We start from the raw sequence: 11416 nt of genomic DNA on the forward strand, positions 1-11416 counted from the left end.
GGGCGGGCATGGTCGTAGTTGGGCTGTCCGGTCAGGTGAATAATCCCCTTCCACCAATGGCGGGAGACACGATCCTGGTCAGAGAGAGCAAAGTCGTCTAGCTCTTGCAGCTCGCGCTTTTGCCGCGATACGGCCACCATCAACAGGCGATCGAGCCAGGCCAGCTCGGTTTTCAGGTAGGCCCAGTTATCGGCAAAAGGGGCCATTTTTTCAGGAATGGGGCCTTCAGGATTGGACATTGCCCAGCACTCGAATAAACTCCAAAGGCAGCCCGTCGGCATCGGCTAAAAAGGCGACCTCGTAGACGCGATCGCCGATGATCTGCTGCTGCGGCTCCAGCAAAACCTTCAGGCGGCTAGCGTTGGAATGACCATCAGCGTCAGGCTCTTCGACAAACCGCTGGCGCACCTCTGTCAGCCAGTCGGGCAGGCTGGGGGTCACCTCGGTCAAATCAAAGGATAGATGATAGTAGCCGGTGTAGTGCTCATCGCTGAAGGCATCGGCGGCAGGACGGGGCTCGGGCACCTGAATTAATTCAATCCGTCCCCCCAGGCCCTCCATCCAGCAGGCCAGGGTAATGCCAGCGGTAAAGCGCTCGTGGACGGTAAACCCCAGGGCTTCGTAAAACGCGATCGCGCGGTGAATGTCCTGGGTGCGAATTGATGCGTGGTGGAGCATCGGGCGGGCGGCTTGGCTATTCAAAGAGACGAAAATAAGGATAGCGCACCGGCACGCCCGGCTCTTTTTCGAGGCTAAAGTTAATCACCGCCCAGCGAGGATCGGTCTCAGCGGGGGGGCTAAACTCCACCGGCAAACCGTAGAGCTTGGGGGCCGTTGAGGTCTCAACCTGCCCGCGCCAGGGCGAGTTGCGCTCTAGGTAGGCGTTAACCAACTCCTGGTAGCGCTCGGCAATAATCACCCGCGTGGCTCGGTAGCCCTGGGTATAGAGGCGATCGAGCGCCTCGTGAATTTCAAAGCGAATGCCGTCGGGGTGAGTGTGTTGGCGATACCATTCGCCATCCCACTGTCGCCAGTGCCGCCCCGACTGCAAGTGCACTAGCTCTTTAGAGTCGGGGTTGGCCTCAAAGGCACCGTGACGCGTGCACAGGTACGTGTCGGTCAGCGTCAGGGCCGGAATGGTTTGACGACAGTGAGGGCACTGGATTTCTGGGCCATAGATGGGGTACTGCAAGGCGGAGTTGACCATTGGGCTGAAACCAGACGTGTCCTCAAGGGCGGGCAGTTGCACTATATCCGTAGCCGTATTATACCTTTGAGAACTCGGGTCTCCCCGTAGCTGGGGCCTCCCATTGACGGATTCCGCTAATTTTTTTCGGAACTTTATCGGAGAATTGGCTTGCTATGGATACTGCGCTGACCTCGCTCTGGCCTCGCCCCGACCTGTCTCAAGCCGCTTTTGTGGCCCCTAACGCCACCATTATGGGCCAAATTACGCTCCATGAGGGCTGCAACATCTGGTACGGGGCCGTGCTGCGCGGCGATGTGGAATCGATTGAAGTAGGGGCCTACAGCAACGTGCAGGATGGGGCCATTCTCCACGGTGACCCTGGTCAGCCCACCGTTATCGGTGACTACGTCACCGTTGGCCACCGGGCCGTTATCCACAGCGCCCACATCGAGCGAGGCTGCCTGATTGGCATTGGGGCGATCGTGCTCAACGGGGTGCGGGTGGGAACGGGCAGCATTATTGGGGCTGGGGCTGTGGTGACCAAGGATGTGCCGCCGCGATCGCTGGTCATGGGTGTACCCAGCAAAATCGTGCGCGATGTCTCTGACCAGCAGGCCCTAGAACTGCTGGAGCACGCCCAAAAGTACCACCAACTCGCCCTAGCCCACGCCGGACACAGCAACGACCTGGGGTTTGTCTAAAACATTTATTGTTATGCTAAAGGCATAGCAATGATGCCCAGTATAGACAGGCAGTTTGTATCGTGGATATTCTGATCGAGTCGACCGAGAAGTTTGAGCAGGATCTTAATAGGCTAGGTCATGGTGAAAAAGCGATGGTTATTGAAAAAATCAACCAGTGCGCTGACATTTTTCCAACTCAAAAGAGTTATGTTTACCGCAAGCTTCATCGCCTTCCTCTGTTCGCCAGTTTAAATGGGTATGAATCTTCTCTCTACACGCTAAAAATTTCGAAAAATCTAAGAGCGATTCTGACAGTTGACGAAGATCCTATTTTTGACCAGGCTATTTTCACACTTTTTCGAGTAGTTGCGCATGATGACCTCGTTAAGGCATATCAAAGCATTGCAGAGTCTTTATATCAAGAAATAGCTCATCATAGTCCAGAAACTGCTTCCGCTTTGTAAGTGCATCTATGGCGCAGAATCTTACCCTTTGTGATGAATACGGAATTGTCTATCAAGCGATGAGGATTCTGCCCAACGATCAATTGAAGGTTAGTTTTTTGGATGCCTTAGCGGAGCTTGAGGATGGCGAATGTCACAGAACGAGAAAGTTTCCTAAAACCAGGCTACATAAAGTAAAGGGCGTCAAGCAGGCGATATACCGAGCTGACATTGACAAGGTTTCAGGTTGGCGCATTCATGTTCAGTATATCAATGGGGAGATTCATTTAAAGGATGTTATCGAAGGACAAAAACATGATGATGTTATTGAAGTGATCAAGTCAAAAAAATCACGCTATGAGTAGGGTATGAACTTTCCTTTAAGACCGAATTCACTATCCTAAACTTATCAATGGTCAACGCAATTCCACCGTTGAGCACATTGAAAAACTGGCTGATTTCTTCCATATTTCACCCGCCGCATTCTTTCCCCGATCATCGTGATAAATCTGGTTCTTCGATCTCTGGTAACAGCCCTGCTCTGTCTGCTTTGCATTACAGGCTGGAGCTTTCCTGCCCAAGCGCAATCCGATCTCTCCGAGCTATCGCCCCAAACGGTACAGGAGATTTCTGACCTGCGCCAAAAAGCCTTCACCGCCTCCCAAAAAGGGCAGTTCACCGAGGCCGAGACCTACTGGAGCGAGCTGATCGACTACCTGCCCGACGAAGCCGCCCTGTGGAGCAACCGGGGCAATGTGCGGGTCAGCCAAAATAAGCTCACCGAAGCCCTGGAAGACTACAACCAGGCGATCGCCCTGGCCCCCGAGCAGCCCGACCCTTATCTCAACCGGGGGGCAGCGCTAGAAGGTTTGGGGCGGTGGGAAGACGCGATCGCTGACTACAGCCAGGTGCTCGCCCTCAACCCCGACGATGCCGCCGCCTACAACAACCGGGGCAACGCCCAGGCCGGTCTAGGCCACTGGGAAACCGCTCTAGCTGACTACCAAAAAGCCGCCGATCTCGACCCCAAATTTGCCTTTGCCCGCGTCAACGCCGCCCTGGCCGAGTACCAGCTCGGCAACGCCGACGAAGCGATTCGCCAGTTTCGCAGCCTCACCCGCCGCTACCCCAGCTTTGCCGACGCCCGCGCCGCCCTCACCGCCGCTCTATGGGGCGAAGGCATGAGCGGCGAGGCCGAGAGCAACTGGGTCGCGGTCATGGGCCTCGATCGCCGCTACAAAGACCTCGACTGGGTCAGCACCGTGCGCCGCTGGCCCCCAGCCATGGTTGCCGCCCTGGAGAAGTTTGTGAACCTGTAGCGACCAGCCGGGCAGAGTTGACGGCCAAAAAAACTGTGCTAATCTTAAAAATAACGAGCGCTCAGTTAAAAATAAATGCCTAAGGTTGTCGACCACGACCAGTACCGCAAAACGCTTCTGGAGCAGTGCTTTGACCTGTTTGCCGAGCACGGCTATGCCAGCCTGACCACCCGACAGATTGCCAAAGCGCTAGGGGTTTCTACCGGCACGCTGTACTACTACTTCCCCAGCAAGGAGGATTTGTTTATGCAGCTAATTGAAGAATTGACGACGCAGGATTTACTGCGCGCCAGTGCGGAGATCGAAGGGCTGAGCAGCCTACGGGAGCGCATTTTGGCTTTGGGCGATTTTTTAGAGACCAACGAAGACTATTTCATCAAGCAGAACTTGCTGATGATGGATTTTTACCAGCAGGCGGGGGTGGGGCCGTCGCGAGTGAATGAGGCAGTGAAGCGGGTAAGCGTGCGATCGCGCGACGAAATCATGGCTGCCCTACAAATCGACAACCCCCTGATTGCCACCCACGTCCTCTGTCTATTTGACGGCCTAATTTCTGAACGCATGATAAACCCAGAGTTGGTGTCGTACCGCCAACAAGCCGAGCTTTTGGCCGATCTGCTCACCGCCTACCTAGAGAAATTCCCTGGAGGACAGCTATGACGTTGCGTTCGCCCTGGGTATGGCTGCGCTACGGACGTCGCCAGATCTATCCCTGGCTGGTTTTGACGATGGCTGGATGGCAACTGCTGGTTCAGTGCGGTCTGGAACGAGACCGCGCCGCCATTCGATGGATGGCCACCTTGGTCAAAATTGACGGTGTTAAATTGACAGCCTTTCTCAACGATCTACTCTGGTAAACCCAATGGAAACACTATCGCCGCTAACCGTTCTGCAACCAACCCAGTTTGATAACGCGACTGAGCTGCTCTGCGCCGCCTTTGCCGACGACCCGCTGTTCAACTACCTGGTGCCGGGCGATGTCAGCGATCGCCCCAAGCTAATGACCTATCTCTTTCGCATGTTGTTGATCTGTGGCAGCAGTGGCGGACACACCTATGGCCTAATCAATGACGATGACCAAGCCCTGCAAGGGGTGGGCATCTGGATGCCGCCAGGCCGGTCGGTCGATTTAGTAGACCTGCTGCTGGCTGGGCTATACGAGCTGCCCTTTCGCCTGCCCTGGCAGTACTTATCTCGCTGGCAGGCTGCCCTGGCCCTCGATCGCTACCACAAACAAGCCATGCCCATGCCCCATTGGTACCTGATGTTGCTAGCGGTCAGCCCCCGTTACCAGCGGCAGGGTGTTGGCCACCAGCTGATGCAGCCAGGACTGGAGGGCAGCAACACCACCGGCCAGCCCTGCTACCTCGAAACCTCCACCGCAGACGCGGTGCGCTTCTACCAGCGCCACGGCTTTGAAATTATGAAAACCGGCCCCTTTGCCGAACAGGCTCCCCCGTTTTGGACGCTACAGCGGCAGCCGGGTTGAGGGCGGTAAGGGAATGAGGGGATGAGTCGCGTCTACAGTCCCTCCCCCGCCGCTAAGAAAATTACAAAAAAGCGCTACCCAAGGGCAGCGCGTAGGAGAGGTTGCTAGCCAAAGAGCGCCAGCCTACTGAGGCGGATTCAAAAAGCGACTGGCAAACGTCATGAGGGTGCCTAGATCTGTCGTGCTGGGCGACCCAGCGTTGAGAAACGCGCCTAGCAGCGGATTGCCGCCGCTGGGTGCACCGGGTTTGGCCGCCCCCATACCCAGCAACCCCAGGGCTACGGGCAGCAGTTTGGGCAGCATGGTTTGAATCATGCCTGCGTTCAGACCGCTTTTTTGCGCAACGGCCTGAATCAACTGCTGCTGCATCTGGAGCGGAATAGCTGAGGTGAGGGCAGCGGCACCCCCAGCTCCGGATAGCTTGCCGAGCATACCTTCGAGTTGGCCTGCTCCAAAGGTGGAAGCCTGCTGTTTGAGGGTGGGTTGGAGTGCTCCACCTACAGCATTGAGCAGCGATCCGACCTGATCGCTGTTGAGGCCCTGGCTGCTGGCCAGATCTTGGACCGAGGTCATGACCGAGCTGAGTTGGTCAATACTGCCCTGCTGGTTGGGGTTATTGATCGAGCTAAGCACGTCGAAAAAGAGAGACATGGTGGTTCCTTTCAAGTAATGCAGAATTGCAAACAAGCTAAAAGCAAAGCCGGAGTTAGGGCGATTGGGTAAAGCCCTCAGGCGGGTATGCGCACATGGAGCGATCGCACCAGCTGTAGCCACTGACCGCTGTCGGTGAGGTAGCCCAGTTCGGCGACATAGTCGCGATCGGGTGTTGGGATGGGTACGTGGCGATCGGTATCGTTCGCCTGCAAAATGTACTCCTGGGTGGCGTGGGCGGGCTGATCGTCAAGCTCCAGGTTGGTGGCATCGTGGATGCGCAGGGCTAGCACGCGCGCCCCCTCCTGTTGCAGGGCTTCTTTGTGGGCCGAGGCGGTTTCCCAGTAGGCGTAGGCGGCATTGGCGGTTCGGGGTACCAAAATTATCTTGCTCTCGACGCCCATATCGGAGCGCCGCCCCACGCCAGCAGCACTCGTCTGCACGGTATCGACAGCTGGGTGAGGGCCAGGCTCAGTGGTGCGGTTCCAGAGGCTTGGAGTGGCGACGCCCAGGCCCGCGATCGCAGCGGTTCCCCCGGCTACGGCAGCGACCGTCCCGGCAGCCAGATCAGCCGCCTTGGTATGCACATCTCCAGCCATGCTGGTTGCCGCTGACCTCGCTCCGCTCCAGGAACTGGCCAGGCCTGCATGTACCGGAGCAGCCTCAGCGGCGGCAGCTTCGGTACATGCAGGCACCCGCACTGACGCAGACTTGGCTAAGACCTGCCACTGGTAGTTACTGTCGACATAGCCAATTTCGAGCAGGTAGTCGCGATCGTCAATGGCAATGGGCAGGTGCAAATCACCCGGTGTTTCAAGGGGGGCATTGAATTCTTGCAGACTGTTGAGGCCGTGGCCGCGGCCGGGCAGCTCGGTCACGTCGTAGAGCCGCGCTTTGAGGGCGCGCGACCCTGTTTTGAGATCGTCTACGGTGCTCTGGGGCAGTTCCCAGTAGGCGTAGGCATTTTTGCAGTCGCGAGGGGTGAGCACAACTCGCGCTGGCTCGGTGGTCTGAGCGGGACGGGCCATTGCAGCGGCCCCTAACTCAGCCGCCCCCAAGCTAGCGGCCCCTACACCTGCTACCCCTAAGCTAGCGGCGGCGGCGGCAGCGGCTCCAATTCCCGGTGCGGCAGGGGTGACAGTGCTGGGGCAGGCGGGTACGCGCACGTGGGCCGATCGCGCCAGGGCGTGCCAGGTGTCGTCGGTATCCAGGTCGCCCAGTTCGACCAGGTAATCGCGGTTATCAACACCGATGGGCAGGTGCAGATCGCCCACGGCCACTGTGTCGCAGGCAAAAGGGAAGGTGCTGTGAGGGGCCTGGCGATCGACATCGGCAATGTCGGTGACATCGTGGAGCTTGAGCGCCAGCGAGCAGTTTTGCTGGCGCAGGACTTCGACCTCGGCCTCGGGCAGCTCCCAGTAGGCGTAGGCGTCACGGCAGTTGCGGGGGATGAGAATGATGCGGCGATTGGCATCAGCGGCCAGGGGGGCAGCCGCCCAGGGAGCCGCGATCGGGGCGCGGTCTTTGAGCAGCCACCAGAGTAGGCCACCCAGCAGGGGCAGGGCCAGTAGCCAGGGCCACCAGGGCAATCCACGGGCTGGGGCTGTCGCGATTGGGTCAGTGGTTTCTGGGGTCGTTTCTGGAACGGGGTCTGGGTCTGGGATCAGCTCAACCTCAGGCGTTGGCTCTGTCACCTCGGCGGCGGTTTCGGCCTCAGGGGTGGCGATCGCGGCGGCCCGAGCGGCCTCAATCAGCCCCTCGTTGTCGGGGTTAACGGCAAAGCCTAAAAAGACCAGTGCCGCCGGATTGGCCGTCTCGGTGTTGTAAACGTAGGACAGCGGCTGCGAGAAGGGATATCGCTGGTCGTCGGGCAGGGTGTCGTGCATAGGCACGATTTTGACCGTCGGGTTGTTGAGGACCTGCTCGGCGACTCCATAGCTAATGCTGTTTTCGTCAAGGGCTGCGGCGATTTCGTCAATGCTCGGTTCGGTTAGCGTTGTTGCGCTAGAAGCTGCGGGAAAGGGGGCCGCCTCAAACACCGGATAGTTGCGAAAGGCCTGGCGAGTATCGCTGGTTTCGGGATGATCGACCAGTACGATCGGGGCATCCTGGCCACCAACCTCGGCCCAGTTAGTAATTTCGCCGCGAAAGATTTGAGCAAACTGGTCGATGGTGAGGCTGCCCGCAAAGGGATTGTTGGGGCTGATCAAAATGGCGATTTTGCTGCGCGACACGGGCACCTCGCGTAGCCCAGCGCTGGTTTCAGCATCGGTGAGCGGGCGACCCACGGCAGCCAGGCTGGTATCGCCATCGATTAACAACTGAATTGCATCGTCGGCGTTTCCGTAGGTGACCTCCACATTGGCATCGCCGTAGAGGCTAGAGAAGCGCGATCGCAGAGCGTCATTGACCAGCCGCATCGCCTCTGAGCTGTCAATAGTGAGCTGGCTGCCTGACTCCAGTGAGGTGGGAATTTCAACCCCCTCCAGAGAACTTGCGGTCTGGGCCAAAAGAGCGCTGTCCTGCTCGAATACGAGGGTAACCGTAACCAACAGGGGAAGGGGAGCAGTGGCTAGCCAAAGCAGGGGGTGTCCCCAGGGTGTAGTAGCACGGTGGGCGTTAGCGCTATGGCGTTTGAACATAAGCAGGCACCAGGATATTGAGACGTAAAAAAAGGCGTAAAGAACAGTTAAAAAATGCTGGCAACAAAGCCCTGCAATACATCAGCTTAGACCAGTTTAATTCTGAATTAAGCCGGTTTAGAAATTCCTTAAAGCCAGCAAAACCATTTCATAGCCGTGCTGTTTTGCCGAAAAACTCTGGCGAGAACAGCACGTATTTTCTGCCATTGAGCCGCTGCCCAATCACAGATATTGAGCCTAAACTTGCTTTTCTGGCTAGGGGGCAAGGCCAGTTGTCTTTTATGTCCGGAGCTTAAAACACAAACATAAGAAATTCATAAACACCAGCTTCGCCGAACGTTTAGATCTGCGCTGCATCAAAGGTATTGCACTGACTAATGTCGCCGGTTTCAATCCCACGATAAAACCATTCGACCCGCTGCTGCGACGATCCGTGGGTTAAACGAGTCGGGGGTGACGTAGCCCTGGGCCTCCAGTTGCAGGCGATCGCCGCCAATTCGGCTGGCAGCGTTGAGGGATTCTTCTATGTCGCCCTCTTCTAAAGTCTGGCGCGAAACTTGGGCATTGTGAGCCCATACTTCGGCAAAACAATCGGCCTGTAGTACTAGCCGCACCGAGAGTTCGTTGGCCTGGGTGCGGCTAGTACTCTGCGGCGCAAGTTTAGATACTATTCTCCGGGGGCCAGGGAGCAGGGGGGCCAGGGAGCCAAGCAATTCGGAATGGTGGGCATATTTCAGCCGTCGAGTACTAGATTACAGAGGCCCTCTTGCTTAGAAGATGTAGCGTACGTAGGCAAGCGTAATTAAATATAGGTCGATGTAGGTTGGGTTGAGGCACGTAGCTTGCTTCCCGCAGGGTAACCCAACGCCCGCATGGGTTACGCTATCGCTAACCCATCCTACATTTGAATTGGCCAACTCACTTGTCAACGCAAACTAGAGACTATCGAATGATTGTAAGCGGCAGCTCTATAAGTAAACCCCGACCCTCCGAAGGAGAGCCGGGGCAATTTGGTCGTTCCATTTATGGTCGTTGGCCCAACAATAGAACTTAAAGATAAGAAAGTCATAAGCTTAAGGATCTAAAAGCCCCGTTGGAGGGTTAATTTCGACGTAGCCCTGGGCTAAATTCACCACCGGCACAATGGCTGTCACAAAGGGTACCAGTACAGTACGAGGCTTAGAGTTGAGTGAGTTCTCTCCGTCTGGAGAATAATAAGTAACTTCTAAGAGATCGTTACCTGCCGCAAAAATGTCGGTAACCGTGCCAATTTCGGCTCTGGTGGCCTGCACAATCACCCGCAGCCCTACCAGGTCGGCGACGTAAAACTCCTCGGGGGCTAGGGTAGGGCGATCGCCCGCTGCCACCATCAGCACCGCATCTCGCAGGGCTTCGGCCTCCTCGCGGCTGTCGACCCCAGCAATTTGCACTACGTAGAGCCCTTTGCCATCGATATAGCGCCCTCGCACCAGCTCCACCCGCTCAGGGGTAAGGCTACGGGGGCGCTTTAGCCAGCGATCGCCCGGTTCGAGAAACCGCTCGGGAAAGTCGCTGCTGGGGTACACCCGCACCTCGCCTTTAACCCCCTGAGGGGCAACAATGCGGCCAATTTCAACCCAGTCGTCGGTGGTCACAGTATTGGCTGCCATCACGCTGGTACCGCCACGGTAGCTGTTTGATATACCTCAGAGACTAGAGCGCCCAGGCGAATGGCCGCCTCGGCCAGGTCTTCGCGGCTGGCGGTCAGGCTCAAGCGCAGACACTGGCGGGTGTGGGGCCAGGGTTCTCCCTGCTCTGGGCGCAGGCCAGGGAAGAAGGGATTGCCCGGCACCACAATCACGCCCCGCTGCTTGAGCTGGTTATACAACTCCTGGTCGGCGATCGGCAGCTGGTCAAACCACAGCCAGGCAAAGATGGCTCCCTCGCCCCGGTGCAGGTACCAGGGTAAATCTGAGGGCATGGCCTGGTCTAGGGCGGCTTCGAGCACCGCAAACTTGTCCTGGTAGTAGGGGCAAATCACCTGCTCAGACAGACGGGCCAGTTCGCCAGAGGCGATCGCTCGGGCCGCGATCGCCTGGCCGTAGCGCGACGAGTGAATGCAAAAGTTGGTTTGAAAACACTCCAGCACCTGAATCATGGCCGGATCGCCGATCGCCACCCCCAGCCGTTCGCCCGGCAGCCCCGCCTTCGAGAGGCTCATACAGTGCAGAATGTTGTCGCCAAACACCGGCTCCATCGCGGTAAAGTTGAGCGCCGGGTAGGGCGGCGCGTAGGCCGAGTCCACCAGCACCGGCACGTTGTGGACGGCGGCGAGGCTGGCAATGTGCTCGACATCTTCAGTCGTAAGCACATTACCTGAGGGGTTGCAGGGCCGCGAAAACAGCACAAAGCCAGTATTTTCGTCGATCGCAAGCTGGCTAAAGTCGGGCCGATAGCGAAACCGATGGGCCACCTCATCCGCCTCAATAGTGGGACGGTAGGCCCGCACCGCCTCCGGCACCAGCGAAATGCCGCCGTAGCCCGTATAGTCGGGGCTAAGGGGCAGCACGATGTCTTTCATGCGCCCGGTGGCATGATAGCCACCAAAAGCATTGGCCGCCAAAAAGTACAGCGCCTGACTGCCGGGGGTAATTAGAATGTGGCGATCGCTCAGATTCAGCCCGTAGCGCCGATTAAAGTCGTCTTTAATCGCCGTAATCAGCGGCTCATAGCCCTGACTGGTACCGTAGCGGCACACCACATTACCGTACTCAGCACTAGCCAGCAGCTCCTGGGTACAGTCGCGCCAGAGCTGCTCAATTTCGGGCAAAATCACCGGATTGCCCGCGCTCAAGTTGATGAACGGCTGCCCCTGCCCCGCCTGCAAGGTTTCAATAATGTCTTTCATAATGGCGCGCACGCCCGTCAGATGAGACATTTGCTCGCCGAATTGGGTCAGTTCAGGAGTCATAGGGAGTGAGGGGTGAGGGTGGATGAGTGGCCCTGCGGGCGGGGTGGATG

General features: G+C 57.5%; 14 protein-coding genes and 2 pseudogenes. 8 read left to right on the plus strand and 8 right to left on the minus strand.

What is annotated here, in order from left to right; genetic code table 11:
- From IQ273_RS23810 to IQ273_RS23820, 3 genes and pseudogenes are all read right to left on the minus strand, one after another.
- Positions 1 to 239, minus strand: a pseudogene (locus IQ273_RS23810) (hypothetical protein); the annotation flags it as partial.
- Positions 226 to 678, minus strand: coding sequence for a VOC family protein (locus tag IQ273_RS23815; protein WP_194025638.1), 453 nt, complete (start codon positions 676 to 678; stop codon positions 226 to 228). The gene IQ273_RS23815 and the pseudogene IQ273_RS23810, both read right to left, overlap by 14 nt.
- Positions 679 to 694: 16 nt before the next feature.
- A complete protein-coding gene (locus IQ273_RS23820; protein WP_194025639.1) occupies positions 695 to 1207 on the minus strand; it encodes a TIGR02652 family protein in 513 nt (170 codons plus the stop codon).
- Positions 1208 to 1362: 155 nt separating this feature from the next.
- On the opposite strand from IQ273_RS23820, the gene IQ273_RS23825 reads away from it, so the two are divergent.
- The 7 genes from IQ273_RS23825 (at position 1363) to IQ273_RS23855 (ending at position 5123) form a co-directional block, all read left to right on the plus strand.
- The gene (locus tag IQ273_RS23825; protein WP_194025640.1) at positions 1363 to 1890 is read left to right on the plus strand and encodes a gamma carbonic anhydrase family protein; all 528 of its coding nucleotides are present in this window, start codon (positions 1363 to 1365) and stop codon (positions 1888 to 1890) included.
- Between the two features lie 62 nt (positions 1891 to 1952).
- A complete protein-coding gene (locus tag IQ273_RS23830) occupies positions 1953 to 2336 on the plus strand; it encodes a hypothetical protein (protein ID WP_194025641.1) in 384 nt (127 codons plus the stop codon).
- An 8-nt stretch (positions 2337 to 2344) separates the two neighbouring features.
- On the plus strand, positions 2345 to 2680 hold the full coding sequence (locus tag IQ273_RS23835; protein ID WP_194025642.1) for a hypothetical protein: 336 nt from the start codon (positions 2345 to 2347) through the stop codon (positions 2678 to 2680).
- Between the two features lie 135 nt (positions 2681 to 2815).
- Positions 2816 to 3634 carry a tetratricopeptide repeat protein gene (locus tag IQ273_RS23840; RefSeq protein WP_313898223.1) on the plus strand — a complete coding sequence of 273 codons (819 nt, stop codon included), beginning with the start codon at positions 2816 to 2818 and terminating at the stop codon, positions 3632 to 3634.
- A gap of 75 nt (positions 3635 to 3709) precedes the next feature.
- Entirely contained in the window at positions 3710 to 4294 is a 585-nt protein-coding gene (locus tag IQ273_RS23845) for a TetR/AcrR family transcriptional regulator (protein ID WP_194025643.1), read from the plus strand.
- Positions 4291 to 4491: a hypothetical protein gene (locus IQ273_RS23850; protein WP_194025644.1), complete on the plus strand. Its 201-nt coding sequence runs from the start codon at positions 4291 to 4293 to the stop codon at positions 4489 to 4491. Before IQ273_RS23845 ends, IQ273_RS23850 begins: the two co-directional genes overlap by 4 nt.
- 5 nt (positions 4492 to 4496) lie before the next feature.
- Positions 4497 to 5123: an N-acetyltransferase gene (locus IQ273_RS23855; protein ID WP_194025645.1), complete on the plus strand. Its 627-nt coding sequence runs from the start codon at positions 4497 to 4499 to the stop codon at positions 5121 to 5123.
- Positions 5124 to 5246: 123 nt separating this feature from the next.
- Here the strand turns inward: IQ273_RS23855 and IQ273_RS23860 are convergent, their stop codons facing one another.
- Together IQ273_RS23860 and IQ273_RS23865 are read right to left on the minus strand one after the other, a co-directional pair.
- Positions 5247 to 5774: a DUF937 domain-containing protein gene (locus IQ273_RS23860; RefSeq protein WP_194025646.1), complete on the minus strand. Its 528-nt coding sequence runs from the start codon at positions 5772 to 5774 to the stop codon at positions 5247 to 5249.
- A 77-nt stretch (positions 5775 to 5851) separates the two neighbouring features.
- Positions 5852 to 8416: a DUF4912 domain-containing protein gene (locus tag IQ273_RS23865; RefSeq protein WP_194025647.1), complete on the minus strand. Its 2565-nt coding sequence runs from the start codon at positions 8414 to 8416 to the stop codon at positions 5852 to 5854.
- 17 nt (positions 8417 to 8433) lie between these two features.
- Between IQ273_RS23865 and IQ273_RS23870 the strand changes: the two genes are divergently transcribed.
- A complete protein-coding gene (locus tag IQ273_RS23870; protein ID WP_194025648.1) occupies positions 8434 to 8712 on the plus strand; it encodes a hypothetical protein in 279 nt (92 codons plus the stop codon).
- Positions 8713 to 8756: 44 nt separating this feature from the next.
- Here the strand turns inward: IQ273_RS23870 and IQ273_RS23875 are convergent.
- From IQ273_RS23875 to IQ273_RS23885, 3 genes and pseudogenes are all read right to left on the minus strand, one after another.
- Positions 8757 to 9057 (minus strand): annotated as a pseudogene (locus tag IQ273_RS23875) (neutral zinc metallopeptidase); the annotation flags it as partial.
- Positions 9058 to 9489: 432 nt separating this feature from the next.
- Entirely contained in the window at positions 9490 to 10065 is a 576-nt protein-coding gene (rimM, locus tag IQ273_RS23880; RefSeq protein ID WP_194025649.1) for a ribosome maturation factor RimM, read from the minus strand.
- Positions 10065 to 11366, minus strand: coding sequence for a valine--pyruvate transaminase (locus IQ273_RS23885; RefSeq protein ID WP_194025650.1), 1302 nt, complete (start codon positions 11364 to 11366; stop codon positions 10065 to 10067). The genes rimM and IQ273_RS23885 overlap by 1 nt, the downstream gene beginning before the upstream one ends.
- Between the last annotated feature and the right edge of the window lie 50 nt (positions 11367 to 11416).

The sequence above is a fragment of the Nodosilinea sp. LEGE 07298 genome (genome assembly GCF_015207265.1).
In the GTDB taxonomy this organism is placed as follows: domain Bacteria; phylum Cyanobacteriota; class Cyanobacteriia; order Phormidesmidales; family Phormidesmidaceae; genus Nodosilinea.

Coding starts and splice junctions, on each gene's coding strand:
- IQ273_RS23815 (WP_194025638.1), bottom strand. CDS start 678: ATGCTCCACCACGCATCAATTCGCACCCAGGACATTCACCGCGCGATC.
- IQ273_RS23820 (WP_194025639.1), bottom strand. CDS start 1,207: ATGGTCAACTCCGCCTTGCAGTACCCCATCTATGGCCCAGAAATCCAG.
- IQ273_RS23825 (WP_194025640.1), top strand. CDS start 1,363: ATGGATACTGCGCTGACCTCGCTCTGGCCTCGCCCCGACCTGTCTCAA.
- IQ273_RS23835 (WP_194025642.1), top strand. CDS start 2,345: ATGGCGCAGAATCTTACCCTTTGTGATGAATACGGAATTGTCTATCAA.
- IQ273_RS23845 (WP_194025643.1), top strand. CDS start 3,710: ATGCCTAAGGTTGTCGACCACGACCAGTACCGCAAAACGCTTCTGGAG.
- IQ273_RS23850 (WP_194025644.1), top strand. CDS start 4,291: ATGACGTTGCGTTCGCCCTGGGTATGGCTGCGCTACGGACGTCGCCAG.
- IQ273_RS23855 (WP_194025645.1), top strand. CDS start 4,497: ATGGAAACACTATCGCCGCTAACCGTTCTGCAACCAACCCAGTTTGAT.
- IQ273_RS23860 (WP_194025646.1), bottom strand. CDS start 5,774: ATGTCTCTCTTTTTCGACGTGCTTAGCTCGATCAATAACCCCAACCAG.
- IQ273_RS23865 (WP_194025647.1), bottom strand. CDS start 8,416: ATGTTCAAACGCCATAGCGCTAACGCCCACCGTGCTACTACACCCTGG.
- rimM (WP_194025649.1), bottom strand. CDS start 10,065: ATGGCAGCCAATACTGTGACCACCGACGACTGGGTTGAAATTGGCCGC.
- IQ273_RS23885 (WP_194025650.1), bottom strand. CDS start 11,366: ATGACTCCTGAACTGACCCAATTCGGCGAGCAAATGTCTCATCTGACG.